This window comes from Embleya australiensis (assembly GCF_051903075.1).
GTDB lineage: Bacteria > Actinomycetota > Actinomycetes > Streptomycetales > Streptomycetaceae > Embleya.
Window position 1 is genome coordinate 3,103,187 of record NZ_CP182423.1, and the last position, 24,088, is coordinate 3,127,274.

General features: G+C 71.1%; 26 protein-coding genes and 2 pseudogenes. 12 read left to right on the top strand and 16 right to left on the bottom strand.

Annotation, left to right across the window (positions count from 1 at the left end):
• Positions 1-90: 90 nt before the first annotated feature.
• A complete protein-coding gene (locus ACMXN5_RS43745; RefSeq protein ID WP_439680429.1) occupies positions 91-564 on the bottom strand; it encodes an indole-3-glycerol phosphate synthase in 474 nt (157 codons plus the stop codon).
• Positions 565-841: 277 nt separating this feature from the next.
• Here ACMXN5_RS43745 and ACMXN5_RS43750 point away from each other — a divergent pair, with 277 nt between their 5' ends.
• Positions 842-1,570: a rhomboid-like protein gene (locus ACMXN5_RS43750; RefSeq protein WP_439680430.1), complete on the top strand. Its 729-nt coding sequence runs from the start codon at positions 842-844 to the stop codon at positions 1,568-1,570.
• Between the two features lie 49 nt (positions 1,571-1,619).
• Here the strand turns inward: ACMXN5_RS43750 and ACMXN5_RS43755 are convergent, their stop codons facing one another.
• Positions 1,620-2,096, bottom strand: coding sequence for an Lrp/AsnC family transcriptional regulator (locus ACMXN5_RS43755; RefSeq protein ID WP_439680431.1), 477 nt, complete (start codon positions 2,094-2,096; stop codon positions 1,620-1,622).
• 172 nt (positions 2,097-2,268) lie between these two features.
• Here ACMXN5_RS43755 and ACMXN5_RS43760 point away from each other — a divergent pair, with 172 nt between their 5' ends.
• Positions 2,269-3,195, top strand: a complete 927-nt coding sequence (locus ACMXN5_RS43760) for an SMP-30/gluconolactonase/LRE family protein (protein WP_439680432.1) — start codon at positions 2,269-2,271, stop codon at positions 3,193-3,195.
• 60 nt (positions 3,196-3,255) lie between these two features.
• On the opposite strand, the gene ACMXN5_RS43765 is transcribed toward ACMXN5_RS43760, so the two are convergent.
• Both ACMXN5_RS43765 and ACMXN5_RS43770 read right to left on the bottom strand, forming a co-directional pair.
• Positions 3,256-3,576 carry a DUF6087 family protein gene (locus ACMXN5_RS43765; protein ID WP_439680433.1) on the bottom strand — a complete coding sequence of 107 codons (321 nt, stop codon included), beginning with the start codon at positions 3,574-3,576 and terminating at the stop codon, positions 3,256-3,258.
• 109 nt (positions 3,577-3,685) lie between these two features.
• A complete protein-coding gene (locus ACMXN5_RS43770; protein WP_439680434.1) occupies positions 3,686-4,549 on the bottom strand; it encodes an endo alpha-1,4 polygalactosaminidase in 864 nt (287 codons plus the stop codon).
• A gap of 205 nt (positions 4,550-4,754) precedes the next feature.
• On the opposite strand from ACMXN5_RS43770, the gene ACMXN5_RS43775 reads away from it, so the two are divergent.
• Entirely contained in the window at positions 4,755-5,990 is a 1,236-nt protein-coding gene (locus ACMXN5_RS43775) for an NAD(P)/FAD-dependent oxidoreductase (RefSeq protein WP_439680435.1), read from the top strand.
• A gap of 328 nt (positions 5,991-6,318) precedes the next feature.
• Here the strand turns inward: ACMXN5_RS43775 and ACMXN5_RS43780 are convergent, their stop codons facing one another.
• On the bottom strand, positions 6,319-6,939 hold the full coding sequence (locus ACMXN5_RS43780) for a TetR/AcrR family transcriptional regulator (RefSeq protein ID WP_439680436.1): 621 nt from the start codon (positions 6,937-6,939) through the stop codon (positions 6,319-6,321).
• Between the two features lie 81 nt (positions 6,940-7,020).
• On the opposite strand from ACMXN5_RS43780, the gene ACMXN5_RS43785 reads away from it, so the two are divergent.
• The 3 genes and pseudogenes from ACMXN5_RS43785 to ACMXN5_RS43795 form a co-directional block, all read left to right on the top strand.
• Complete coding sequence (locus tag ACMXN5_RS43785) at positions 7,021-7,845, top strand: dienelactone hydrolase family protein (protein ID WP_439680437.1); 825 nt, start codon at positions 7,021-7,023, stop codon at positions 7,843-7,845.
• Positions 7,846-8,003: 158 nt separating this feature from the next.
• Entirely contained in the window at positions 8,004-9,677 is a 1,674-nt protein-coding gene (locus ACMXN5_RS43790; RefSeq protein WP_439680438.1) for a PucR family transcriptional regulator, read from the top strand.
• Positions 9,678-9,846: 169 nt separating this feature from the next.
• Positions 9,847-9,951: pseudogene (locus ACMXN5_RS43795) on the top strand (chlorophyllase); the annotation flags it as partial.
• 121 nt (positions 9,952-10,072) lie between these two features.
• On the opposite strand, the gene ACMXN5_RS43800 reads toward ACMXN5_RS43795, so the two are convergent.
• The gene (locus ACMXN5_RS43800) at positions 10,073-10,531 is read right to left on the bottom strand and encodes a hypothetical protein (RefSeq protein WP_439680439.1); all 459 of its coding nucleotides are present in this window, start codon (positions 10,529-10,531) and stop codon (positions 10,073-10,075) included.
• A 224-nt stretch (positions 10,532-10,755) separates the two neighbouring features.
• Positions 10,756-12,198 (bottom strand): DHA2 family efflux MFS transporter permease subunit, encoded by a 1,443-nt coding sequence (locus tag ACMXN5_RS43805; RefSeq protein ID WP_439680440.1) that lies wholly within the window; start codon positions 12,196-12,198, stop codon positions 10,756-10,758.
• Between the two features lie 51 nt (positions 12,199-12,249).
• Between ACMXN5_RS43805 and ACMXN5_RS43810 the strand changes: the two genes are divergently transcribed.
• Positions 12,250-13,002 (top strand): TetR/AcrR family transcriptional regulator, encoded by a 753-nt coding sequence (locus ACMXN5_RS43810; protein WP_439680441.1) that lies wholly within the window; start codon positions 12,250-12,252, stop codon positions 13,000-13,002.
• Positions 13,003-13,024: 22 nt separating this feature from the next.
• Here the strand turns inward: ACMXN5_RS43810 and ACMXN5_RS43815 are convergent, their stop codons facing one another.
• On the bottom strand, positions 13,025-13,510 hold the full coding sequence (locus ACMXN5_RS43815; protein WP_439680442.1) for a DinB family protein: 486 nt from the start codon (positions 13,508-13,510) through the stop codon (positions 13,025-13,027).
• Between the two features lie 67 nt (positions 13,511-13,577).
• Positions 13,578-14,309: an SAM-dependent methyltransferase gene (locus ACMXN5_RS43820; protein WP_439680443.1), complete on the bottom strand. Its 732-nt coding sequence runs from the start codon at positions 14,307-14,309 to the stop codon at positions 13,578-13,580.
• A 91-nt stretch (positions 14,310-14,400) separates the two neighbouring features.
• On the opposite strand from ACMXN5_RS43820, the gene ACMXN5_RS43825 reads away from it, so the two are divergent.
• On the top strand, positions 14,401-14,997 hold the full coding sequence (locus tag ACMXN5_RS43825; RefSeq protein ID WP_439680444.1) for a helix-turn-helix domain-containing protein: 597 nt from the start codon (positions 14,401-14,403) through the stop codon (positions 14,995-14,997).
• Positions 14,998-15,006: 9 nt separating this feature from the next.
• Here the strand turns inward: ACMXN5_RS43825 and ACMXN5_RS43830 are convergent, their stop codons facing one another.
• From ACMXN5_RS43830 to ACMXN5_RS43840, 3 genes are all read right to left on the bottom strand, one after another.
• Positions 15,007-15,132, bottom strand: coding sequence for a hypothetical protein (locus ACMXN5_RS43830; RefSeq protein WP_380041871.1), 126 nt, complete (start codon positions 15,130-15,132; stop codon positions 15,007-15,009).
• A gap of 50 nt (positions 15,133-15,182) precedes the next feature.
• Complete coding sequence (locus ACMXN5_RS43835; protein ID WP_439680445.1) at positions 15,183-15,392, bottom strand: hypothetical protein; 210 nt, start codon at positions 15,390-15,392, stop codon at positions 15,183-15,185.
• 118 nt (positions 15,393-15,510) lie between these two features.
• Positions 15,511-16,188, bottom strand: coding sequence for an endonuclease (locus ACMXN5_RS43840; RefSeq protein WP_439680446.1), 678 nt, complete (start codon positions 16,186-16,188; stop codon positions 15,511-15,513).
• A gap of 392 nt (positions 16,189-16,580) precedes the next feature.
• Between ACMXN5_RS43840 and ACMXN5_RS43845 the strand changes: the two genes are divergently transcribed.
• Complete coding sequence (locus ACMXN5_RS43845) at positions 16,581-17,114, top strand: ferritin-like domain-containing protein (RefSeq protein WP_439680447.1); 534 nt, start codon at positions 16,581-16,583, stop codon at positions 17,112-17,114.
• A gap of 76 nt (positions 17,115-17,190) precedes the next feature.
• On the opposite strand, the gene ACMXN5_RS43850 is transcribed toward ACMXN5_RS43845, so the two are convergent.
• A complete protein-coding gene (locus tag ACMXN5_RS43850; protein WP_439680448.1) occupies positions 17,191-17,568 on the bottom strand; it encodes a hypothetical protein in 378 nt (125 codons plus the stop codon).
• Positions 17,569-17,934: 366 nt separating this feature from the next.
• On the opposite strand from ACMXN5_RS43850, the gene ACMXN5_RS43855 reads away from it, so the two are divergent.
• Complete coding sequence (locus ACMXN5_RS43855) at positions 17,935-19,431, top strand: MFS transporter (RefSeq protein WP_439680449.1); 1,497 nt, start codon at positions 17,935-17,937, stop codon at positions 19,429-19,431.
• Between the two features lie 23 nt (positions 19,432-19,454).
• Here ACMXN5_RS43855 and ACMXN5_RS43860 read toward each other — a convergent pair whose 3' ends face one another.
• A complete protein-coding gene (locus ACMXN5_RS43860) occupies positions 19,455-20,519 on the bottom strand; it encodes a cation diffusion facilitator family transporter (RefSeq protein ID WP_439680450.1) in 1,065 nt (354 codons plus the stop codon).
• Positions 20,520-20,781: 262 nt separating this feature from the next.
• Between ACMXN5_RS43860 and ACMXN5_RS43865 the strand changes: the two genes are divergently transcribed.
• Positions 20,782-21,372 (top strand): hypothetical protein, encoded by a 591-nt coding sequence (locus ACMXN5_RS43865; RefSeq protein ID WP_439680451.1) that lies wholly within the window; start codon positions 20,782-20,784, stop codon positions 21,370-21,372.
• An 8-nt stretch (positions 21,373-21,380) separates the two neighbouring features.
• On the opposite strand, the gene ACMXN5_RS43870 is transcribed toward ACMXN5_RS43865, so the two are convergent.
• On the bottom strand, positions 21,381-22,238 hold the full coding sequence (locus ACMXN5_RS43870) for an alpha/beta fold hydrolase (RefSeq protein WP_439680452.1): 858 nt from the start codon (positions 22,236-22,238) through the stop codon (positions 21,381-21,383).
• A gap of 155 nt (positions 22,239-22,393) precedes the next feature.
• Between ACMXN5_RS43870 and ACMXN5_RS43875 the strand changes: the two are divergent.
• Positions 22,394-22,522 (top strand): annotated as a pseudogene (locus ACMXN5_RS43875) (TetR family transcriptional regulator); the annotation flags it as partial.
• A gap of 456 nt (positions 22,523-22,978) precedes the next feature.
• Here ACMXN5_RS43875 and ACMXN5_RS43880 read toward each other — a convergent pair.
• A complete protein-coding gene (locus ACMXN5_RS43880) occupies positions 22,979-24,037 on the bottom strand; it encodes an NAD(P)-dependent oxidoreductase (RefSeq protein ID WP_439680453.1) in 1,059 nt (352 codons plus the stop codon).
• Positions 24,038-24,088: the final 51 nt, after the last annotated feature.

Genomic DNA, 24,088 nt, shown 5'->3' on the forward strand with positions numbered 1-24,088 from the left:
CCTCGACCCGGTGTGATCAGGCGGCCGTCGGCTCCCCGCCGACGGCCGCCGACCCGCGTCGACCCGGGCGACGCGTGGCGGCGACGCGCGTCACTCCTCGTCGTCGTTGTGGGCGTACAGCTTCAGCACCGGCACACCCACCTTGTGTCGGGCGCGGCTCGCCCAGTCCCGGTGGAAGAACTCCTCGACCAGGTGCGGGGCGGTCAGGACGATCACCTCGTCTGCGTGCGTCTCCTCGACCACGGCCCGGAGCAGATCGAGCGGATGGCCCTCGACCAGTTGTCCGACGGCCTCGCTGCCCGTGTCCCGCAGGCTGCGGAGCGAGTGCTCCAGGGCGAGGGCGGCGGGCCGAAGCGCCTCCTCGCCCTCGGGCTCGTCGGATTCGTGGACCGCCTCCTGGAGTTCGCCCAGGGCGACGTCGTCGATGGCGCGCAGCAGACGGTCCTCGGCGCCGCGCGGCTGCAGCAGTACGACGAAGGACATCGTGTCGTCGTGGAGAGTGGTGACGAGGTCGACGTCCGCCGCGGACAGCGGCTGCTCGACCATCAGGACGCTCGTGAACACCGTGGGCCTTTCCGTGGCGCACCCCGAACGGGCGCGGACGGTGAGTAACGATAGCGACACGGATCCGCCGCGACGCCGGTTTTCCGCCGGGCGGCCCCGAGGCCGTCGCCTGCCGGTGGCCGGTGCGAGGGGCGGGACGCGCGGGTCGCCGGCATACCCTGTTGTCCGTACGCGTCGTGCGGCCTCGCGTCGTGCGGCCGTGTGCGTCTGTGCGCGTCGGGCCGGGAGTTCGGTCGGGGATCCGCGCGGTTGGATCGGTACGGACGTCCGCATCCCGATGGGGGAACCATTGCTCGCGTCAACCCTCGACTCGACGCGGCGTGCCGTCGGCGCGATGTGCGCCTGGGTCGTGTCGGCGCCGGCCACGTACCTCTGGCTGTTGATCATTCACGTCACGACGCTCGACATGTATGTGCGGCTGACCGCCGACGAGCGGGTGGCCTTTCTGCGTCGGCAGAGTACGAACCTGCACAATCTCGATACCAGGCCGCTGTGGGTGATGCCGGCCAGCGCGGTGTGGGCCGAGGGCTGGCACGTGATCAGGTTCGTCGTGATACTCACCGCGCTGTGCGCGGTCGCCGAACGGTGGGTGGGCACTCGGCGCATGCTCACGGTCGCCGCGTTCGGCCATGTGGGTGCCACGTGCATCAGCCAGGCGCTGGTCCTGGTCCGGATCCACGAGGGCACGCTGGCGGAGAGTGCGCGCCTTCAGGTGGATGTCGGGCCCAGTTACGGCTACATGGCGGTCGCCGGGCTGCTGTTCCACGGCATCGCCGGCCGTTGGCGTTGGGCCTACGCGGTGGGCCTGGCCCTGTACGTGGGCCTGCCGTTGCTTTCGCAGCGGGACGTCACCGCGACCGGGCATCTGTGCGCGGCGTTGATCGGACTGTGCTGCCACCGCTTCGCGCGTGGGCGGCCGAGATGGGATCCGGACGCGTGGTGGCGCGGCAGGCGCGCGACCCGGTCGGCCGGCGACGCGGTCGGGGCGACGTCCGGCGGTTCGTAGGGCGCGGCGGGGTGGCGTGCGACCCGACGCGCGCGTGGGCCGCCTCGGGTCAACGTTTGTCGGGCTCGGTCCCGACCGGTGTCGGCGTGCCGCCGGTGGGGGCGGGGCGTTCGAAGAAGGTGTCCAGGGCGATCGTGGCCTGGGTGCTGCTCACCCCGGCGATGGCGTGGATGCGGCGCAGTACGTCCTGAAGGGCGCCGGTCGACGTGGTGCGGACCTTGAGCAGGACGGAGGCCGTGCCGGCGACGACGTGCGCCTCCTGGATCTCGCTGATCGCGGCGAAGGCCGGTCCGGAGTCGCCGATCCAGGCGACCGAGTCGACGGTGACGAAGGCGAGCACGTCGAGGTCGACGGCGGCGGGGTCGACGTCGACGGTGGTGCGGCGGATGACGCCGGCGGCGCGGAGCTTGCGGACCCGCTCGTGGGTGGCGCCGGCCGACAGGCCGATCTCCCGGCCGAGGTCGGCGTAGGTGCGCGTCGCGTCGGCTTGGAGCAGCGCGAGCAGGCCCCGATCGACGTCGTCCATGGGTCCTCCGTGGGGTGGTGTCGATCGCGGGGGCTCGATGCTAACGGGTGAGGTCGGCGGCGCCGGAGAGAGGTGCGGCGCGTTCGGCTCGGTATTGACGTGGTCGAATCCTATTCTGTAATCATTGCAAAGCACGAGATGATGTTCTGTGACAACGAGGAGTTGCGAGACGATGTCCGACGCACGAACTCCGATCTACGACGTGATCGACGAACGGTTCCGCACCGAGCGGTGCATCTACGGCGACGACCGACTGGAGACGCTGTACGACGGGGGTCGTTGGTCGGAGGGACCGCTGTACTTCCCGGCCGGGCGCTACCTGATCTGGAGCGACATTCCCAACGACCGCCTGATGCGCTGGGACGAGACCAATGGGGTGGTGAGCGTCTTCCGCTCACCGGCCGGGCATCCCAACGGCAACACCCTCGACGCGCAGGGTCGACTGATCACCTGCGAACAGGGCAATCGTCGGGTCACCCGCACCGAACACGACGGCTCCGTCACCGTGTTGGCCGATCGTTTCGGAGGCAAGCGGCTGAACAGCCCCAATGACGCGGTCGTTCACTCGGATGGCTCGATCTACTTCTCCGACCCCGACTTCGGCATCACCACCGACTACGAGGGGCACCGCGGCGAGAGCGAGATCGGCGCGACGAACGTGTACCGGATCGACCCGGTCACCGCGGATGTGCGGTTGGTCGCCGACGGGTTCGCCGGGCCCAATGGTCTGGTGTTGTCCGTCGACGAGCGCCGGCTGTACGTCTCCGACACCCGCGCCAACCATGTGCGCGTGTTCGACGTCCGCGCGGACGGGACCCTTTCGGAGGGCGAGGTGTTCGTCGAATGCCGGGCCGGCGACGGGCGGTTCGACAACATCCGCTTCGACGACGGGGGTCGGTTGTGGGTGGCGGCGATGGCCGACGGGGTGCACTGCTACGCCCCCGACGGCACCCTCATCGGCCGCATCCGCACCCCCGAACCCGTCGCCAACATCACCTTCGGCGGCGCCAAGCGCAACCGCATGTTCATCGCCGCCAACAACGCCCTGTACTCCCTGGTCACCGCCGTCACGGGCCTGCCGCGACTGCCAGGGCGATGACGGAGGCGAGGGGACGGTGGCCGAACTCGCCCATGGCCCCCGCGAGTTGTCGCACTCGTGCTACGTCGTCCCACGGTGGCGGCCGGTGCCCTCGCCCAGGTACGGGCCCGGTTGCGTGCGGTGGGCGGCCGTCGTACCGTCCTCGGCGGCTCCCTCCCGTGACCACGGATACAACAGCCGTGCCGCTTCGAGGTAGTTCGCGGCGACGGCCAGGGCGACCCACTGGTAGCCGTCCCATTCCAGGACGACGCGCGGTGCCTCACGATCGACGTGGGACGCGCGGGGCGGGCCGGTGAGGTGTACGGCCTTGCGTTCGCCGACGGGACGCAGCCGCTGCTCGCGTCGGGCCGCCCAGTCTTCCAGGGGTTCGTCGTTGCTCACGTGCTCTCCGGTCCGGATGGGTGGGCTTTGACCGGAACCGTAGCGGCTTGATCGGGCACGGGTGCAAGGATCGGCGAGGGTTGATCCGGGTGGGGGAAGCCGCCGGCGCTCAGCAGGTTTCGTAGCGGTACTCCCGGTTGCCCGCCTGCGTCACGTCCCGGTCGCGCAGGACCACCGACAACTTCTCGCCCCAGACCCGGCAGGTCGCGGTGAAGTGGGGCTTGGCGTACTCGACGACGAAGACGCGGTTCGCGTAGGCCGAGGCGTACGCGCCGCATTCGTTGTTCCGGCCGCACTCCTCCGCCACCGCGAAGTCGAAGCCGACATCGGTGCCGCGGTCGAGCAGTTCGGCGCCGTTCTTCTGGGCGATGGCCAGGTGGGCGGCGTGCGCCCGGGCGGCGAGGAGGCGGGCGAACGCGATGTCGTCGGCCGGGGTGAGGAGGCGGTGGGAGCGGGTGTAGGAATCGAGGTTGTCCGGCTCGACGGCCTGGAAACCCGACCGGGCGCACCCGTCGATCCAGTCGCCGACGATCGCGGCGAGGGCGGTGCGTTTGGCGTCGGTGGAGATGTCGAGCAGGGCCTCGTGCCACTCGGTGTCCATCACGATGGTGCCGCCGTCGCGCAGCAGCAGGTCCGGGTGTTCGCGCTGCCATCGGTCGAGGGCGTCGGGTTGGACCTGGAAGGCGTTGATGTAGCAGATGTTGTACCGGCCCGGTTCGGGGCGGGCGGTGCGGTCGCGGGACACCACGCGTACGCCGGGCGGCGGGGCGTAGGCGCCGCCGATCTGGTAGTCGAACCGGGCATGCGGCTCGGGGCGCACCACGCCCGGAGCGGGTGGGGCGATAGACGCGGGCGTCGGCGGATCCGCCGCGATCTCGATGCCCTCCGACGCGCACCCCGTGAGCAGGGTCGCCGTCACCACCCCGGCGAGCGCGAGGAGAAGGGTGCGGCGACGGCGGGCCGGTGGGCGCATGGTCGAGACTCCGGAGGGATCGGCGAAGGGGTACGACCGCGCGGGGTGCGCGGAACGGGCCCATCGTGCGCCGCCGACCGTGAGGAAATCGTGAGCGCGGTGCCGGGTTTCGTTCGCGGTCGGCACGTGGCGTGACGAGCCATGGGCACTGTGTGATCGCTACGCTGCCGGGAGGTTGCCGTGCAGTGTGACGAAAGGGTCGGCCATGAGTACGACTTCGACAGGCTCCCCGTACGTGATCGTCGGCGCGTCCCTCGCCGGCGCCAAGGCGGCGGAGACCCTGCGTGCCGAGGGATACGCGGGCCGGATCGTGCTGATCGGCGACGAAGGGGAGTATCCCTACGAACGCCCGCCCCTGTCCAAGGGATACCTGCTCGGCAAGAACCCCCGCGACGACGCCTACGTACACGAGGAGACCTGGTACGCCGACCACGACGTGGAACTGCGCCTGGGGCGTACGGTCACCGCGATCGACCTCGCGGCGTCCGCCGTCGTGCTGGACGACGGCGAGCGCATCGACTACGCCAAGCTGTTGTTGACCACTGGTGCCACGCCGCGCCGACTGCCCGTACCCGGCGCCGACCTGGACGGCGTGCGCTATCTGCGTCGCCTGGCCGACAGCGACCGGCTGTTGGCGGACTTCCGCGCCGGCCGTCGGGTCGTGGTGATCGGCGGTGGCTGGATCGGCCTGGAGACCGCCGCCGCGGCGCGCGGGCACGGGTGCCCGGTGACCGTGGTCGAGGCGGCCCCGCTGCCGCTGCTGCGGGTGCTCGGCGACGAGGTCGCCCGGATCTTCCTCGACCTCCACACCGCGCACGGCGTCGAGTTCCGGTTGCGCGCCGACGTCGCGGAGATCACCGGCGACGGCGGCAAGGTCACCGGGGTCCGGCTCGGCGACGGCACGGAGGTGGCCGCGGACGTGGTCGTCGTCGGGATCGGCGTCACCCCGAACACCGCGCTCGCCGAAGCCGCCGGGCTCACCGTGGACAACGGAATCCGTACCGACGCCGCGCTGCGCACCTCGGCCGCCGACGTGTACGCGGCCGGCGACGTCGCCAACGCGCTGCATCCCGTCCTGGGCCGGGGCATCCGGGTCGAGCACTGGGCCAACGCGCTCAACCAGGCGCCCGCCGCGGCGCGCTCGATGCTCGATCGGGACGTGTCGTACGACCGCATCCCCTATTTCTTCACCGACCAATACGAACTCGGCATGGAGTACACCGGCTACGCCGAACCGGGCGAGTACGACCGGGTGCTGTTCCGGGGCGACCCGGCCGGCGGGGAGTTCATCGCCTTCTGGCTGGCCGAGGGCCGCGTGCTGGCCGGGATGAACGTCAACGTCTGGGATGTCACCGAAGCCATCGGGCAACTCGTGCGCTCCGGCCGCGCCGTGGACCCGGAAAGGCTGGCCGACCCGGGCATCCCGCTCGATCGGGTGTAGTCGCGCGGCCCGATGGTGGTGCCCGCACCACCATCGGCACACCCCTGGCGACCTCCCCGGATATGCCCGTGCGCGGGATGGGGTGCGGAGCGGTGCACGGCGGTCAAAAGGACGCGCATCCCGATGCACGATCGACCCGAATGGCAGCCTCGAAGGAACGCCCGCTCTGGCCGTGGGTGGTCCCGGCCCTCGTGGCGGTGGCGGTCGCGATCAACGTATTGGTGACGGTGTGACGCGCGGATACGATGCGGCGCGTGGGGGCTCGGCCGGGCACCCCCCGACGCACCGAACGGGACCAGCTCGGCGACAATGCCTTGGAGGGTCGGCGTCAGGCGCCGAGCACCTCCAGGGACAGGCGTTTGGCGCGGTCCAACTCGGTGTCGTCGCCGAAGAGTTGGTAGCGGGTGTTGGCGGCGCGCAGGTAGGCGTCGATGCGGAAGGCGTCGTCGGTCGGGAAGTGGCTGCCGGCGGCGGACAGTTCCGACTCCAGCAGATGCAGCCACTCGCGGGCGAGGTCGCGGACCGCGTCGGCGACGGGGCCTTCGCGGCGGCCGTATTCGACCGAGGTCGTGGTGATGAAGCACCCGCCGGGGAAGACGCCGTCGCGCAGGTAGGCGACCCAGTTGTCGAGCAGGGCCCGGAGTCGGGGCCGTCCCGGGGCGGCGGGCCACGAGGGCTCGACGACGTGCCGCAGGTACAGGGCGCGGGCCTCGGCGACGGCGGCGATCTGGATGGCTTCCCGGTTGGCGAACACCGTGAGGATCCCGCTCTTGCTGTGCCCGGTCCGGGCGGCGAGCGCGCCGACGGTGATGGCGTCCAGTCCGTGCACGGTCGCGGACATGGCGGCCTGCCGGGCGACTTCGTGCCGGGTCCGGTCGCCGCGGGCGCGGCGGCCGTCGGCGCGCGGCGCGGGGGAATTCGCGGCGGGGTCACGGGTGTCCGGGGCCATGCGCCGATTGTATGCGATCGATCGGTCGTGTAGCGTCGGCGATAATTACGACCGATCGATCGCATAGTGGAGGCGCGGAACATGGGTGTCGACGACGGCGCCGGGCTGGACGGCTTCGCGAAACGCGTACTCTCGCTGTCCGGGGACGAGAAGACCGTCCACGTGGCCGGGAACGGGCCCGCGGTGATCGTGCTGCCCGAGATGCCGGGCATCAGCCCCGACGTGGTGCGCTTCGCCGGGTGGGTACGCGATGCGGGGTTCACCGTCTACATGCCGTCGCTCTTCGGTGTCGACGGGGCGTATCCCACCGTCGAGCTCGCCGAGCCGATCCTCAAACGGGCTTGCGTCAGCAAGGAGTTCAGGGCGTTCGCGGGCGGCGGCACGAGTCCGGTGGCGGTGTGGCTGCGCGCGCTGGCCAAGGCCGCGCACGACGAGTGCGGCGGACCCGGCGTCGGCGCGGTGGGGATGTGCTTCACCGGCAACTTCGCGCTGAGCATGACGCTGGAGCCGGCCGTCATCGCCCCGGTCCTCGGCCAACCCTCACTTCCACTGGACGATCCCGCCGCCCTGGAACTGTCGCCCGAGGACGCGGCCGCCATCCGCGAGCGCTTCGAGCGTGACGAACTCACCGCACTCGGCCTGCGCTTCGACAACGACACGTGGTGTACCGGCCAACGCTTCGCCGCCTACGCACAACTCCTCGGCGACCGCTTCGACGGCCGCGTCCTCCCCGGTGAGTACGCCAACCCCGCACCACCGCCGTTCTTCCGCGACGTGGTCCGGACCCCGCACAGCGTGGTCACCGCGCACCTCGTCGACGAGGAAGGCCACCCCACCGTGCGAGCCCGTGACGAAGTCCTCGCATTCCTCCGCGCCCGCCTGCTTCCCGACCACGCCACGGCCTGACGGCACCCGCGTCGCCGACAGGATCGGGCCGACGGTTTGTCCCGGCTTCGCCCGGGTGCTCGGCGTGGTTCGATCCCCCGGTGATCTTCCCTTCGACAGTGATCGTCGGGTACGACATCGGGGACCGTATCGTTTTGCCGCACCGAGGTGACACCCACGTGACGAACCACCACCGCCGAAGCCTTGCCCGCGTGGTCGAGGATTTCGGCCGCACGTTCCTCGATCTTGTCCACGGCGACGCGGACACCGTGGAGGAGATCGGCGGGGTGGTCATTCACGACCCGTACGACGAACCGGCCTACCCCCGGCACGCCGTGGTGCTGGGACCGGCCGTGCACGGACCCGCCGAGATCGCCCGGCTCCTGGGCACGCTCCGCGTGCACGGCGTCACCGCCCTGATCGTGCGCGGACCCGTCGAGCCCGACGAGGAGGTCGCGCGCGTCGCCGCCGAGACGGGCATCGCCGTGCTGGCGCTGACCCGGGGCGCGTCCTGGGCCCAACTCGCGGCCATGCTCCGCACCTTGCTCACCGAAGGCGACTTCGGCGACGCCGGTGGGCAGACCCTGGGGGGCGTGCCCTCGGGAGACCTGTTCGCGCTGGCCAACGCCGTGGCCACGCTGCTGGACGCCCCCATCACCATCGAGGACCGCCGCTCGCACATCCTCGCCTTCTCCGGCCGACAGGACGAGGCCGACCCGTCACGCGTGGAGACCATCCTCGCCCGCCGCGTCCCGGAGAAGTACCTGCGTGTCTTCGAGAGCCGGGGCGTGTTCAAGGAGCTGTACCGCACCGGGGAGCCGCTGCTCATCGCCCCGGCGGTCGACGACCCGGACGAGCCCGCGCTCTGGCGCACGGCGGTCGTGGTCCGGGCGGGCGACGAGATCCTCGGCTCGGTGTGGGCAGCGGTCCGCGAACCGCTCAGCCCGGAGCGCACCGCCGCGTTCCGGGACGCCGCCCAGCTCGTGGCCCTGCACCTGCTGCGCCACCGGGCCGGCACCGACGCCGAGCACCGGCTGCGCGCCGACCTGGTCACCACGGTCCTGGAGGGCGGCGCCGGCGCTACCGACGCGCTGGCCCGCCTGGGTCTTGTGCACGAGCCGACGGTGGTGCTCGCGCTGGGCGTGGTCCCGGACGGGGCCGAGGACGACACCCGACTCACCGCCGAACGGCAACGACTGACCTCGGCCTTCGCGGTACACCTCCACGCCGTGCAACCCCGCTCGGCCGTCGCGCTCCTGGGCGACGTCGCCTACGCCGTGCTGCCCGCGCCGGGCGATCCGAGCGCCGCGCGCGAGCGGGCCGTACAGATCGCCGACAACTTCCTGGAACGCACCGGCGATCGGGTCAAGGCGCTGATCGGCGTCGGATCGATCGCGGAGGAGCCCACCGCGCTGCGCCGCTCGCGTCGAAACGCCGACCGTGCGCTGCGGGTGTTGTCGAGCGGTGAGGTGAAGCTGCGGGTCGCCTCGATCGCCGACGTGCACATCGACGCGCTGCTCCTGGAGATGCGCGACCTCGCCGCCGTCAACGGTGACGAACTGGTGGGCCCGCTGGCACGATTGGTCGCCTACGACGCCAAGCACCAGTCGAACCTGGTCGAGACGCTGCGGGCGTGGCTGGACGCCTTCGGCGACGTGGCCTCCGCGTCGGCGAGCATGTTCGTGCACCCGAACACGTTCCGCTATCGCATGCGTCGCCTGGCCAAGGTGGGCCGAGTCGACCTCCAGGACCCGGCGGCACGGTTCGCGATGACGCTGCAACTGCGCTTGATGGGGCCCCAGTCGGGTGGATCGGTCGGGGCCGACGCGGCGCGCTCCACGGGGGCGCGGTAACGAGTCGGCGGGTCGGGGTCGCGGGCGACGGCGGTGGGGAGGAGCTCGTCGTCGATGCGATAGCAGGTCCGGGAGCGGGCGTTGCCGTCGGATACCTCGATGACGTGGCGGGCGACCGGGCAGCGCTCCGCGTCGTAGCCGTCCAGCGTCGAGACCGGCCGTTCGGCCGGTGGTGATCCCCGCGCCCGGTCGCGCCGTGGATCTTCAGGTGCGCGTCACCGCGCCCGTGACCGGGAGCGGGTTGCCGATCCTCCTGCTCTCGCACGGGCAGGGGCACGGCGTGCGACGCGCCGACGTCCGCGCCGAAGCCCATGGGTCGCGTCGAATCCAAGTAGACGTGTGACGACGGCCCCCGGGAACTCGCCTCCCGGGGGCCGTCGTTGTGTGATCCGGGGTCAGCAGGGCACGGGCAGGTCGAGGGTCACCGGGCGGGCGGGCCACTGGTAGGACTCCACCTCGAAGCTGCCGTGGATGGTCGAGCCACACTTGATCGCGCCGCCGACGCCGTACACCTTGATCGTGGTGAAGTTGAAGACGTCGTTGCGGCTGACCGCGCCGAGGGACACGCCGGACACGTTGCCGGTCAGGCGCAGCGTCACCGGGAGCGGCTGGGGGTACGGGCCGCCCGGGGACGGGGGGCCGGCGAGCCCGACCTGGCCGAAGAGCTGGACATTTTCACCGGTGACCTCCGCGCACACCTTGGTCGACAGGCCCGACTGCAGGCCGTAGGTGCCGCAGGTGACCGACGTCGGCGTGGTCGGCTGCGTGTCGTCGGCGGACGCGACCGGCGCCGTCGCGAGGACGCTCAGACCGGCCACGCCTATCGCCGCCGCGGTGATGACGACCTTCTTCATGGGGATACCTCCGTGTTGTGACGCCCGGAACGGACGTTGATCGCTGATGAGGTGTGACATTTCACATCTCACATGACACATACTCGCACAACCGTGAGCCACCGAGTGACGTCGAGCGGTGATCGTGGACGTGATGTGCGTTACATCGAGTTGATCAGCGATGACTTTCCGTCATGCGGTGGGCCGCATGGCCGAAAATCGACCCTCGATCCCCGTGAAGGCGCTCAGTGGGCCTGCTGGGAGTGCTTCGGCAGCAGGCCGACGAGCAGGAGGGTGAGGAGGTACAGCGCGGCGCAGATGGCGAAGACCAGTTCCGCGGCGTGGAAGTAGGCGCGGGTGCCGCCGTGTGCGACGCGGCTGAAGAAGACGGTGCCCAGGGCTGCGACGCCGATGGCTCCGGCGAACTGCTGGACGGCGTTGAGCATGCCCGCGCCGGAGCCGACCTCCTCGGTCGTGGCGTCGCCGAGGACGAAGTCGAAGAGCGGGACGAACATCAGGCCCGCGCCGAAGCCGGTCAGGAAGAGCGACGGGACCAGTCGCCAGACGGTGACGTCGGTGTACCAGTGCGCGGTGGACCACCACAGGCCGAGGAGGCCGACGATCGCGACGGACAGACCGATGCGCAGGGTGGCGCGGCCGAGTTTCTCGGCCAGTACGGCGCCCGCGAGCAGGACCGCGACGGCGGTGCCGAGCGCCCAGGGGATCAGGGTCAGGCCGGTGCGCAGCGGCGTCCAGTGCAGACCGAGTTGCAGCAGCAGGTTGATGACCAGCACGAACGCACTGAGCGAGGCGTAGAAGCCGCCGACGATCAGCAGTCCGACGACGAAGCTGCGCCGGCGGAACAGGGACGGGGTGATGACGGGGTGCGGGCTGCGCTGTTCGGAGCGGACGAAGAGGGCGAACACCACGATCGAGGCGGCCATCGTGAGGTAGGTCCAGGCGGGCCAGCCCAGCTCCTGTCCCTGGATGAGCGGGACGATCAGCAGCGCGGACCCCGCGGTGAGCAGTCCGACGCCGGTCACGTCCAGGCGGGCACTCGGGTCCTCGCCGCTGTCGTGCGGCAGGACCCGTCGGCCGAGGGCCAGGGCGGCGATGCCGAAGGGGATGTTGATCAGGAAGATCGAGCGCCACTCGGTGCCGAACGGGTTCAGGTCGAGCAGCCAGCCGGCCAGGATGGGTCCGGCCACGGTGGCCAGGCCCATGATCGGGCCGAACGGCATCAGCGCCTTGCGCAGGTGTTGTGGGGGGAAGACGACCTTGACCAGGGCCATGCCCTGGGGGATGGTCACGGACCCGAACAGTCCCTGAAGCAGGCGGGCGGCGATCAGGAAGCCGGGGTTGGGCGCGAGACCGCAGGCCAGTGATGCCAGGGTGAATCCGGACATGCCGAGCAGGAACAGCCGGCGCCGGCCGAGGATGTCGCCGAGCCGGCCGGAGGTGACCAGGCCGAGGGCGAACGCCGCGGTATAGGCGGTCAGCACCCACTGCAGCGTCATCGGACCGCCGCCGAGGTCGGCGCGGATCGACGGGCCGGCGAGGTTGGCGATGCCGGAGTCGAGGAGATCCATGATCTCGGCCATGAAGACGACGGCCAGGACCAGCCACGCCCGGCGCAGCGGCAGCGGGTCGGCCCGCGGAACCGTCGACGAACTTAGTTCAGTAGTCATGAACTAAGTTCTACGCAACGAACTTAGTTCGCGTCAAGCTAGGATGTGCCCATGCCCTCCGACCAGCCGAGGCGGGACCGAGCCGCCCGCCACGCACCGCAGCCCGCCGAGCCCGCGCCGACGCCCCCGCGCCGGGAGCCGATCACCCTCGAACGCATCACCGATGCCGCGTTGCACGTGGTCGCCACCGAGGGATACGACTCGCTCACCGTGCGCAGGATCACCCACGTGCTCGGCACCGGGCCGTCCTCGCTGTACGCGCACATCGTCAACAAGGACGACATCGACGACCTGATCATCGGCCGCCTGTGCTCGCGGATCGTGCTGCCGGAGCCCGACCCGGCGACCTGGCGGGCCCAGACCCGCGACGTGTGCGGGCAACTGCGCGACCAGTTCCTGATGTACCCGGGCATCTCGCGCGCCGCGCTCGCCATGGTCCCGACCAATCTGGAGACGTTGCGGGTGAACGAGGGGCTGCTCGCGATCCTGCTCGCGGGGGGCGTCGCACCGCGGACGGCCGCGTGGGCGATCGACAGCCTCTCCCTCTACGTCGCCGCCTACGCGCTGGAGCGCTCGCTGCTCGGGCAGCGGCAGAAGCACCCGGACTACGCGTGGGTGCTCAGTCGGGACGAACTGGTCGGCCGGTTCGAGGCACTTCCGGCCGACCGGTTTCCGCGGATCAGGCGGCATGCGGCCGAACTGACCTCGGGGGAGGGACACGACCGGTTCGACTTCGCCCTCGGCTTGATCATCGACAACCTCGTTGCGGACGGTCCCGGACCGGCGGCCCCGACGGCCTCGTAGTCGGGCCCGGCCGGCGGCGGGTTCAGCGACCGGTGGCGCCGTCGACGAGTTCGCGGAGGATGTCCGCGTGGCCGGCGTGGCGACCGGTTTCCTCGATCATGTGGGTGAGCGCCCAGCGCATGCTCGGTGCCGAGCCGGGGCGGCCCGGCCGGGGGAGCGGGGCGCCGAGGTCGGTGCAGGTGTCGAGGATCGTGTTCGCGCGGTCGACGGTCTCCCGGTAGCGGGCGACGACGTCGGTGACACCGTCCTCGGCGGCGGGTCGGAACGTCGCCTGCCAGTCGGTGACCTTCTCGCCGAGGAACATCGCGCCCTCGACGGCGGTCAGGTGGGTGAGCAGGCCGAGCAGGTTCGTACCCGAGGGCACCGCCGCGGTGCGCACCGCGGGTTCCGGGGCTCCGTCGACCTTCGCGGCGATCGAGGCGCGCAGGTAGTCGAGGAATCCGCGCAGGACGTCGACTTCGGTGTTCGCGGTGCGGGGCGGCGGGGTGTCACGGCGGCGGGTGGGCACGGGATTCTCCTGGTGCGTGGTGGGGGCCGGCCAGTGGTGCGGAGGGCTGGTTTCGGCGGGAGCGGTGTCACGCGGTGCGGCGGACGAGCAGGATGTGGTCGATCACCTCGGCGGTGCGGCCGTCGGGGCCGACCGCGATCCGGTGCGGCATGTCCGCGCGTTCCACCCGCCACCGCGTGGGGGACAGGCGCAGCGGCGCCACGACCTCTCGGGGCGTCGGATACCGCACGTCCGGGTTCTGGTTCCACGACCACGGCGCCGTCGAACCGTGGTCGACGACCAGCAGTCGTCCGCCCGGGCGCAGCAGGTCGGCGGCGGAGCGCAGGACGGCGGTGCGGTCCTGGGCGTACGGGGTGTGGAAGTAGTGCGCGTTGACCAGGTCGAAGCGCAGGTCGGGCAGCGCGGCGCGGATGTCCTGCGGCGTGGCGGTGATGCGATTGCCCAGGCCGCGGGCGCGGGCCAACCGGGCGAGCCGGGAGGTGGCCACGGCCGAGACGTCGAGGGCGGTGACCTGCCAGCCGCGGTCCGCGAGCCACAGCGCGTCGCCGCCGCCACCACATCCGAGATCCAGCGCGTCGCCCGGGGGCAGTGCGGTGACCGTCTCGACGAGGCGGGCGTTCGGCCGAGGGTCGGTGGGCGCGGGGCGCCCGGCGTAGACCGAGTCCCAGTAGCGGGCGGCGTCGTCCCCGGACGGGTGCGCGTCGGTGGGGTGCGGCGCCGAATCGGTGGGATGCGGCGCCGCTTCGGTGGGGTGCGGTGTCGCGTCGTTGCGGTGCGGTGCGGCGTCGGAGTGGTCCATGGGGGTCCTTCCCCTCGGTGTCGGTGCGGCCAGTCTCGGCCGACGTACCACCGGGTGGCGCGCTTCCTTGCCGTTTCGGCAAGCTGGTCCCATGGACTCTGCACTGGAAGACGTGCTCGACGCGGTCGGACCGCGGCTGCGGGCGCTGCGGCAGGCGCGTGGCATCACCCTCGCCGATCTCTCCGCGACCACCGGGGTGTCCGAAAGCACCCTGTCCCGGCTGGAGAGCGGTCGGCGTCGGGCGACCCTCGAACTGCTGCTGCTCCTGTCGGATGCCTACGACGTCCCGCTGGACGATCTGGTGGGCGCCCCGCGCGCCGGCGATCCGCGCATCCACCTGAAGCCGATCCGGCGGTTCGGGATGACCTTCGTGCCGCTGTCCCGACGGCCGGGTGGCACACAGGCGTTCAAGATGATCATTCCCGCGCGGCCGGAACCGCTCGAACCGACGTTGCAGACCCACGAGGGGTTCGAGTGGCTGTACGTGCTCGGCGGCACGTTGCGCCTGGTGGTCGGCGAGCGGGACGTCACGGTGCAGGCCGACAACGCCGTCGAGTTCGACACCTCGCTGCCGCACTGGCTGGGCAGCGCGGACGGCGGGGCGGTGGAGCTTCTGGTCCTGTTCGACCTGCAGGGCACGCGGGCGCACGTACACGGCGGCCGGGGCGCGCCTCGGGTGCGGACGTAGGTCGGAGCGTCAGTGCCTGCGGTGGCCGTTGTGGCGTCTGGCCAGCCATCGGGTGGTCAGCACGACCAGCAGGATGACGACGGCGATCAGCACGATCGCCGCGATGCGCAGGCGCAGCACCGATTCCGTCGACATTCCGGCCTCCTTCGGTGTGCGTGCGTACGGCGGTTACGTGCGGGCCCGGGCTACTTGCCGGGTCGCCGGGACCTGGTCCTGGTGCGCTTCCAGAGCAGGAGGGCGACTCCGGCCGCCGCTGCGCCGAGGGCGGGTGCGCCTCGCTTGGCGCGACGCCCGGGGGCGGCGCCGTGATCGGCCGCGCGGTCCTTGACGGCGTCGGGGGTCGGGGTCACGATGCGGGCCTTGGTGCCGGAGCGGGGTTCGTGGCGGGTGGCCATGGTTGTCGTCTCGCTTCCTGCGGTTCGGGCGTGACTTCCTGTGTGTACTCCTGTGCGTCTTCCTGTCGGGCGGCTACCCGGGGCGTGGTCGATGACACGTCCGTGTGGGTGTGCGCGTTCACTCGGGTGGTGGAGTCGCGGTGGTGATGCGGTCGGCCAGGTGCTTGTCCAGGTCGACGCGGACCAGTGCGGCGGCGAGTCGGGCCAGGTCGTCGGCGGCCACCAGGGCGGCGAGGGCCTTCGTGGTGGTGGGCAGGTCGAGCCGGGCGGCGCCGTGCAGGGCCCGATCGTCCAGGGTCGGGCGCAGGAACGGCCAGACGGCCTGGGCCTCCCGGCAGAACATGCCCGCGCCGGTCGGCCCGATGCCGGGGAATTCGCAGAGCAGTTCTCGGACCCGTTCGGGCCGTTCGTCGGCGTCGCGGGCGAGCCGGCGCAGGTCTCCGGCGTAGCGGCGGTGGATCAGGTCGGCGCAGTCGCCCAGCCGGGTCGCGGTGCCCTCGTCGTAGCGGACGTAGTGGGCGCGGCCGAGCGCGTCGACGCGTTGTTGCCAGGTGAGTTCGGCCAGGCCGGTGGGTGTGCCGCCGCCGGCCGCGAAGAGTTCGCGGGCGGCGGCGACGGCGATCGAGGCCTTGATCCGGGTTGCGCCGAGATTGCTCAGGACCAGCAGTCGCCACAGCGGCGCGGGCTTGTCCGCGAGCCGCACGTCGGCTTCCTCGGCGTAGGTCGTGCCGGCTTCGGCGAGCAGGCTCCGGACGGTGGCACGGTGTCGCGCACGGGACTGCGGCTTGTCGGTCACGGGTGCCCTCCGGGCGAGGATGCGGTCGGTCTCTCCTGGCGGGAGCGGGTACCCGGATGGTCCGATCACAACCTTGTGCGGCGGGGGCGGCGAGCGGTGCCGCCGGGTGCGGTCGGCCGCATGGGTGAGGGCGGTGTCGGAACCGGTGCGGGGTGGGATGCGAGGCGGCGAGCGCTGTACGAACAGGCGCTGCCGGTGCGGGAGTTCATCGCTTCCAATGATCTGTCGGTCGGATCTGCCGGCGACCCGTGCATTGATCGGCCGAACCGGGGCAGCCGGACGGGCACCGTTCGATGTCCGGGGGTCGCCCCCACGGATCGGGGCGTGGACTTCGTGCGATTGCGCGGAAGGGCCCGGGGTAACGGCGTGGAATCGAGCGAGCGAGATGAGGAATGATGTCGGAATTCCTGAGTGACGTGGAGACCCTGCGGGCCAGGGCTCGGCAGCAGATGGACAAGGGCCCGGTGACCGCCGCGTACGGGGCGGACCTGGAGCGGGTGGTGGAGGTGCTCAATACCGCCTTGGCCACCGAGATCGTGTGCGTGCTGCGCTATCGCCAACACCACTTCGCGGCGAAGGGTGTGCACGGGGAGACGGTCGCGGAGGAGTTCCTGGTCCACTCGAACGAGGAGCAGGAGCACGCGGACAAGCTCGCCGCGCGGATCACCCAGCTCGGTGGTGTACCGGACTTCGACCCGTCCACGGCCGCCGGGCGCGCCCATTCGCAGTACGCGACGTCGTCGGATCTGACCGAGATGATTCGGGAGAACCTGGTCGCGGAGCGTATCGCGATCCAGGCGTACACGGAGATCATCGGCTGGCTCGGCGACGGGGATCCGACCACGCGGCGGGTGATCGAGGACATTCTCTCGGTCGAGGAGGAGCACGCCGACGACATGCTGGGGTTCCTGGAGAAGAGTTCCTGAGCGTACGCCGGGAACGCGCGGGACCGGGGCGGCGGTTGCGCCCCGGTCCCGCGCGTCGGTCGGCCGTGGTGCCGGGTCAGCCGTAGTAGGGATTGCGCGGCGGTGGCCCGGGGGGTTGCGAGGTGTCGGCGCGGTGCGGGTGGGCGGCCCCGTCGGCCTGCCACTCCTCGGTCGTGGCGGGACGGGCGGCTCGGGCGTGCAGGCTCCGGTCCAGGCTGCGCACGTCGTGGGCGAGCCGACGCGTCCGGGCGCCGTCCCCCATCAGCGCGAGCCCGGCGCAGAAGATCAGGGCGAGGGCGAGGCCGGCGAGGAACGCGTCCAGGGTGTCGAGGGTGACGAGGTCGCGGTGGAGGAGGCGGACCGTGTATTCGGGGCCGCCGGACGTGTTGTAGCCGATCAGCAGGCCCACGAACGCGGCGGTCGCCGCCGCGAGGAGGAATCCGATGGCGATCATATGGGGTACCTTCCCGTTGTTCTTCCCGTGCTCGTACGGGTGTTCGCCGGGACGGCGGGGCGACTTCGTGGATCGGTGAGGTGACGGTCTCCGGCGCGTGATCCCGGGTCCGACTGCCCTACCCCGGCCGACTTGTCGGCCCGCGGCCGGGGGAGGGCAGCTCCATGGCGCGTCTACCCGCTGCCATCCGGGTCACTCTCCCGATCGAATCGATCGTGTCGGGAAGGGAATTCGGGGTAGCCACCGGTTCGCCGGCGAAGACGGATTCCGACGACATGCGAACTCCCGGGCCCCATGGCCCTGTCGGAGTCGTTCGACGCTGCCCGAACCCACCCCGAACCCAGCCCGATCAGGAGGGGATGCACCGTGTCCGACGCATCGAGACCGAGTACCCGAGCGAGGAAGTCCACGACGTTCACCACGGATGTGCCGGCACGTCTGGATCGATTGCCGTGGTCGACGTGGCACTGGCGCATCCTGATCGGTCTCGGCACGGTGTGGATCCTCGACGGCCTCGAGGTCACCGTGGTCGGCAACGTCGCGGGCAGGTTGTCCGAACCCGACAGCGGCCTCGACATCACCGCGGCGCAGGTGACCGGCCCGGGCGCGGCGTTGTACGTCGCGGGAGCCTGTATCGGGGCCCTGTTCTTCGCGTGGCTCACCGACCGGTTCGGGCGCCGGAAGTTGTTCATGGTCACCCTCGCCGTCTACCTGGCCGGCACCGCGCTGACCGCGCTGTCGGTCGAGGCGTGGATGTTCTTCCTGTTCCGGTTCGTCACCGGACTGGGCATCGGCGGGGAGTACGCGGCGATCAACTCCGCGATCGACGAGTTGATGCCGGCCCGCTACCGGGGTCGCGTGGACCTCGCGGTGAACGGTACCTACTGGGCCGGGGCGGCCGGTGGGGCGTTGTTGTCCGTGCCGATGTTGAACACCGGCCTTTTCCCGGCCGATATCGGCTGGCGGTTGACCTTCGCGTTGGGTGTGGTGCTGGGGTTGGTGATTCTGCTGGTGCGCCGGCATGTCCCCGAATCTCCGCGGTGGTTGTACCTGCACGGTCGCGGTGAGGAGGCCGAGCGGCTGGTCGCGGGGGTCGAGGAGAAGTTGGTCGCGGAGGGTACGCACGGCACCGGGGGGCGGCGCGAGTTGCCCGCGCCGGAGGGCGAAGTGACCATCGACGAAAGCAAGTCCGCCGGGCTCGGCACGATCGCCCGGGCGGTGGTGCGGGACTACCCGCGGCGTTCGGTGCTGGGGTTGTCGCTGTTCATCGGGCAGGCGTTCCTCTACAACGCCATCACCTTCGGCTTCGCGTCCATTCTGGAGACGTTCTACGACGTGCCGAGTGGTCGAACCGGGTACTACTTCGCGGTCATCGCGGTCGGCAACCTGCTCGGGCCGCTGCTGCTCGGGCCCCTGTTCGACTCGCTCGGTCGGCGGGTGATGATCACGTCGACGTACGTCGGCAGTGGCCTCGCGCTCTTCGGCACGGCTTGGCTGTTCGGTGCCGGACACCTGAACGCGTCGACGCTCACCGCCTGTTGGTGTGTGGTGTTGTTCCTGGCCTCGACCGGTGCGAGCAGTGCGTATCTGACCGTCTCGGAGATCTTCCCGATGGAGGCGCGTGCCTCCGCCATCGCGCTGTTCTACGCGGTCGGCACGGCGGCGGGCGGGATCGCCGGTCCGCTGGTCTTCTCCGACCTCACCAAGTCCGGCGATGTGGGCGACACCGTACTGGCGTTCTGCATCGGCGCGGGCCTGATGGTCGCGGCGGGCGTGGTGGCCGGATTCCTCGCGGTGAACGCGGAACGCCGCTCGCTGGAGGACATCGCCCCGCCGCTGACGTCGGCGGACGAGCGCGGGTAGGGGCTGGACTCGGGCGCGAGGGCCTAGTCGTTCGCGGTCGGGGGATCGGCGGTGTCGGGGGCGGCTCGGTGTAGGGACTGGTGGTGGCGGTGGGCGGCTTGGCGGTCGGCGGTTCCGGCGCGGGTGATGTCGAGGAAGATCTGGTCGACCGTCGGCCAGGACTCGCGGATCGTGTGCTTGAGGCGTTCGGACATGTCCTCGACCTCGGTGCTGTCGAGGCCGTCGACGAGGTCGATGCGGGCGGCGAGGAGGGTGGAGTGACGGCCCATGCGCATGGTCAGGACCTGGGTGACCACGTCGATCTCGGGCTGTTCGGCGAGTCGGGCCAGGATCCGCTGCTGCAACTCGACGTCGACCGCCTCGCCGATCAGTTGGTCCCGGGCGGCCCGGCCGAGGCGGTATGCGACGAACACCAGCAGAAGGCCGATCGCCCAGGACGCCGCCGCCTCCCACACGGCGTTGCCGGTGGCCATGTGCAGCCCGAGGCCGGCCGCCGCGAGCAGGACGCCGAGTACCGCGCTGCCGTCCTCGGCCAGGACCGTGCGCAGGGTCGGGTCGGGCGTCTCGCGGGCGTGGCGCAGTACGGACACGCCGGCCGCGCGGGCTTGGCCGCGCAGTTGTACGACGGCGCGCAGGAGCGACCCGCCCTCGGCGAGCAGGGCCAGGCCCAGTACGGCCAGACCCGCGACGTAGGCGCCGGTCTTCGGCTCGCCGTGTTCGCGCAGCGCCTCGAAGCCCTGGAAGACGGAGAAGCAGCCGCCGGTCACGAAGATCCCGACGGCGGCGAGGAGGGACCAGAAGTAGCGGTCCTTGCCGTAGCCGAAGGGGTGCTCGGCGTCCGGCGCGCGGCGACTGTGGGACAGGGAGGCGAGTAGGAACGCCTCGTTGAGGGTGTCGGCGACCGAGTGTGCGGCCTCGGACAGCAGCGCGGGCGCTGCCGCGAGTACGCCGACGGCGGCCTTGGCGATCGCGATGACGACGTTGGCGGCGAGTGCGACCCATACGGTCAACCGGGTTCCGGCGTCGTCGTCGTCGGCGGTGTCACCTGCGGGCGGGGGCGGTGGTGGGTTCGTATGCTCGTCTGCCACGCCGGGCTGCTACCCCCTTGCCGGGGCGGCATGCGAGCCGGGAGTCGGGTGGGCGGCCGAGAAAGATGTCCCGGATGTGTCCCGGGCGCGCATGGCAACGGCAGGGCAGGGAAGGGCAGTGGATCGAGGATGAGTTCCCCTCGATCCGGGAGGCGAGAAGGTCATGGCGAACGACACGGACATCCGGAAGACTCTGACCGATACCACCCCGTTGTACGCGTTCGTCGGAGCGGGTGACCTCGCGGTCGCGAAGATCCGCGAAGTGCCCGCGCGGATCGCCGAGTTGCGGAGCGAGAAGCCGGCGCACCGCAAGCCCGTCCGGGAACGCGTCGCCGACTCCGCCGCCGACGTCCGGGACCGGCTCGGCGAGAAGTTCGACGCGGTGGCCAAGGACGCGCGCGAGACCTACCAGGGGCTGGCGGCGCGGGGGCACGAGGTGGTCGACCGTGTTCGCGGCCGGGCCGACGAGGCGGGGCAGGACGCGAAGGAGTTCGCGGGCGAGGTCGCTCGGGACGCGAAGGAGCTCACGGGCAAGGCCGTTCGGGACGCGAAGGGGCTCGCTGACAAGGCCGCGCGGGATGCCAAGGGGCTCACGGGTGAGGTTGCCGAGGATGCGAAGGAGTTGAAGGGCCGGGCCGTTCAGGATGCCAAGGAAATCAAGGGCGAGGCTGCCCGGGATGCCGAGGAGCTGAAAGGCGGGACCGGGGGCTCTACTTCGAAGGGCAAGGCCGGTTCAGGGTCGGGTTCCGGGTCGGGTTCCGGGTCCGGTTCGGCCTCGCGTTCGGGTTCCGCTTCCGCGAGCGGTGCCGCGGCTCGGGCGAGGAGTGCTCGTTCGCGCAATTCGTCCAAGTAGGGCGGACCTTACGAGGGGTGGGTCAGGAACGTGCGCAGGGCGGTGACCAATGCGGCCGGGTTGTCCTCCTGGACGTTGTGTCCGGCGTTCGGGACGACCGTCAGTCGCCCGTCCGGGATGCGCTCGACCAGGTGTTCGGCGGTGCTCTGGGGGAGCACCCTGCTGCGTCCACCGCGCACGAGCAGGACCGGAACTCCGGTCAGCCGAGAGGCCATTCGATCCATGGCGGCGAGGATGGCGGGGAAGTCCGGCGGGCGCGGATCGCCCCTCGGGACCCAATTCCCGTCGGGTGCACGGCGGAACAGTGTGTTCATGCGGTAGGCGACGCTCGGGCGGTCGGCGCGCGGGTTGACCCGCATCGCGGCTTCGACCACGGTGTCCAGGTCCGGTACGGGGCCCAGTCCGGCCACGAACGCCCGTACCCGTCGGGTGCTTTCGAAGTTCACGCCCGGGGCGACGTCGACGAGTGCCAGGCGTTCCACCCGATCCGGCCTCGCGTCGGTGACGTGGGCCGCGACCACGCCGCCGAGTGACATGCCGACCAGTGCGAAGCGATCGAGGCCGAAATGGTCGGCCGCGGCGACGACGTCGGCGGCCATGGTGTCGATGCGGTAGTCGTCGGACCAGTCGCTGTCGCCGTGGCCACGCAGATCCGGTGCGATCGGCCGAACGGCGCCGCGCAGGCCGAGGCAGACGAAATCCCAGGTGCGGGCGGTCAATCCGCCACCGTGCAGCAGGATCACGGGAGTTCCGGTGCCACCCCAGTCGAATCCGTGCAGCCGGCAGCCCGCGCGGGAATGGTGGAACTCGCGGGGCGGCGTCGGATCGTGGATCGGCACGCCCAGGGCCGTCGCCAACTCGGTCATCGCCGGAATCGTGGATCGTCCGGGCACGGCGCCTCCGTCCTTCCATGCTTTCTTATTGCCTTGAGTATTCAAGGTAAGCGGATTACCTTGACGAGTCAAGGTAGGGTGCGGCCATGGCGACCCGAGTGCGACGCAATCCCGATGACGCCCGGCGGATGATCCTGGAGGCGGCGAGCAGGCTGCTGACCGCCGGTGGCCCGGCCGCCGTGCAGGTGCGGGCGGTCGCCGCCGAGATCGGCATGACGGATGCCGCGGTCAACCACCACTTCGGCACGCGCGATCGACTCCTGGAGTCGCTGTTGCGCTTCGGCGGGGCCAAGCTCAAGACCGAGTTGCGCGCCGTGCTGGACGCGTGGCGCGACGGCCCGACCGATCCTGCCGATTTGGTGCGCGCGCTGGCCGCGCTGTACGCCGACGGCTACGCCGAACTGGCGCTCGCGCTGCATCGTTCCGGCCGGCGGGACACCGGTAGCGGGCTGCTCGACGAGGTGGTGGACCGCCTGTACGCCCAGGCGCGGGAGCAGTGCGTGGCCGACGGTCGCACGCCGCCGACCCGCGAGGCGATCCGGCTGACGATGGCCGGCCTGCACCAGGCCGTTGCGATGGAGCCCCTGTTCGGCGACGACTTCCGGCGCAGCGTCGGCCTCGACGCGAGCGCCCGGGAGCACACCCTCGACTGGTGGATCGAGGTCCTGCGGATGACCCTGTCCGGCCGGGGACCCGGCCGATCGGTCACGGGTTCACGCGGTGGCCACGGGGACGGCGTCGCGGCGGTCGGTGAGCAGAGCGGCGACGTGGTCCGCGCACCGGAGCGCCGCCGTGGCCATGGCGGATCGGGTCATGCCCGCGATGTGGGGGGTGAGCAGGGCGTTGGGGAGGCCGGAGAGGGGTGAGGCGAAACGGGCGTGTTCGTGTTCGAAGGTGTCGACGGCCGCTGCCGCGAGGGGGTGTGTCGGGGTGGTGAGCGCGTCGGCCAGGGCCTGTTCGTCGACGATGCCGCCTCTGGCGGTGTTGAGGAGAATCGATCCCGGTCGCATGGAAGCGAGTTCGGTTCGGCCGATCAGTCCCCGGGTCCGGTGGGTGAGCGGGAGGTGCAGGGAGACCACGTCGCTGGTTGCCAAGAGGGCGTGCAGCGAATTCGTGGTCGGTATGGGGGATTCGGTCGGGCGTCGGGTGTAGCACTGGACTCGCATGCCCAGCGCGGTGGCTCGTGTCGCCAGTGCCTGGCCGATGCGGCCCAGGCCGACGATTCCCAGGGTCAGGTCCGACAGTTCCGCTGCGGGGGTCGGTGGTGTGCTCCAGCGGCCCTGGTGGGCGGCCTCGTTGTGGGCCGGGAGGTTTCGGGTGAGGGTGAGCAGTTGGGCGAGGGCGAATTCGGCGACGGCGTTCGCGTTGGAGCCCGGGGTGTGGGTGACGGTGACGCCGTGACGGGCGGCGGCGGTGAGGTCGACGTGGTCGGTGCCGGCTCCGGCGCGGCCGATCACCCGCAGGCGGTGGGTCAGGGCCGCGTCGGTCGCCGCCGCGAGGAACGTGGCGCGCAGCGGGACACCCGCGCGGGACTTGATCGCGTGATGGCCGATCCCGTCCCGGACGGTCTCGGCGATCAGCGCCGACTCGTCGAAGGCGTCGAAATCGGTGAACCGCATGCGGTCGGTCCAGGTGGCCCGCGTCCGCGCCGGGTCGGCCACTCGGCGCAGGTTCAGCGTGATGCTCAGCCCGTGGTCGAGCAGGCGTTCCAGTTCCCGTGCGAGCAGCTCGCCGGGAGCGGCGTCCAACACCAGGACTCGCGGTGGTTCCACGTGATCACCCTTCCCCGACGGGACCCTACCGCCGGCCGTGGCTACGCCGCG

Excerpts from the sequence above, each read along its gene's own strand:
- ACMXN5_RS43750 (WP_439680430.1), top strand. The coding sequence starts at position 842 with ATGGGGGAACCATTGCTCGCGTCAACCCTCGACTCGACGCGGCGTGCC.
- ACMXN5_RS43755 (WP_439680431.1), bottom strand. The coding sequence starts at position 2,096 with ATGGACGACGTCGATCGGGGCCTGCTCGCGCTGCTCCAAGCCGACGCG.
- ACMXN5_RS43760 (WP_439680432.1), top strand. The coding sequence starts at position 2,269 with ATGTCCGACGCACGAACTCCGATCTACGACGTGATCGACGAACGGTTC.
- ACMXN5_RS43770 (WP_439680434.1), bottom strand. The coding sequence starts at position 4,549 with ATGCGCCCACCGGCCCGCCGTCGCCGCACCCTTCTCCTCGCGCTCGCC.
- ACMXN5_RS43775 (WP_439680435.1), top strand. The coding sequence starts at position 4,755 with ATGAGTACGACTTCGACAGGCTCCCCGTACGTGATCGTCGGCGCGTCC.
- ACMXN5_RS43780 (WP_439680436.1), bottom strand. The coding sequence starts at position 6,939 with ATGGCCCCGGACACCCGTGACCCCGCCGCGAATTCCCCCGCGCCGCGC.
- ACMXN5_RS43785 (WP_439680437.1), top strand. The coding sequence starts at position 7,021 with ATGGGTGTCGACGACGGCGCCGGGCTGGACGGCTTCGCGAAACGCGTA.
- ACMXN5_RS43800 (WP_439680439.1), bottom strand. The coding sequence starts at position 10,531 with ATGAAGAAGGTCGTCATCACCGCGGCGGCGATAGGCGTGGCCGGTCTG.
- ACMXN5_RS43805 (WP_439680440.1), bottom strand. The coding sequence starts at position 12,198 with ATGACTACTGAACTAAGTTCGTCGACGGTTCCGCGGGCCGACCCGCTG.
- ACMXN5_RS43810 (WP_439680441.1), top strand. The coding sequence starts at position 12,250 with ATGCCCTCCGACCAGCCGAGGCGGGACCGAGCCGCCCGCCACGCACCG.
- ACMXN5_RS43820 (WP_439680443.1), bottom strand. The coding sequence starts at position 14,309 with ATGGACCACTCCGACGCCGCACCGCACCGCAACGACGCGACACCGCAC.
- ACMXN5_RS43825 (WP_439680444.1), top strand. The coding sequence starts at position 14,401 with ATGGACTCTGCACTGGAAGACGTGCTCGACGCGGTCGGACCGCGGCTG.
- ACMXN5_RS43830 (WP_380041871.1), bottom strand. The coding sequence starts at position 15,132 with ATGTCGACGGAATCGGTGCTGCGCCTGCGCATCGCGGCGATCGTGCTG.
- ACMXN5_RS43835 (WP_439680445.1), bottom strand. The coding sequence starts at position 15,392 with ATGGCCACCCGCCACGAACCCCGCTCCGGCACCAAGGCCCGCATCGTG.
- ACMXN5_RS43845 (WP_439680447.1), top strand. The coding sequence starts at position 16,581 with ATGATGTCGGAATTCCTGAGTGACGTGGAGACCCTGCGGGCCAGGGCT.
- ACMXN5_RS43850 (WP_439680448.1), bottom strand. The coding sequence starts at position 17,568 with ATGATCGCCATCGGATTCCTCCTCGCGGCGGCGACCGCCGCGTTCGTG.
- ACMXN5_RS43870 (WP_439680452.1), bottom strand. The coding sequence starts at position 22,238 with ATGACCGAGTTGGCGACGGCCCTGGGCGTGCCGATCCACGATCCGACG.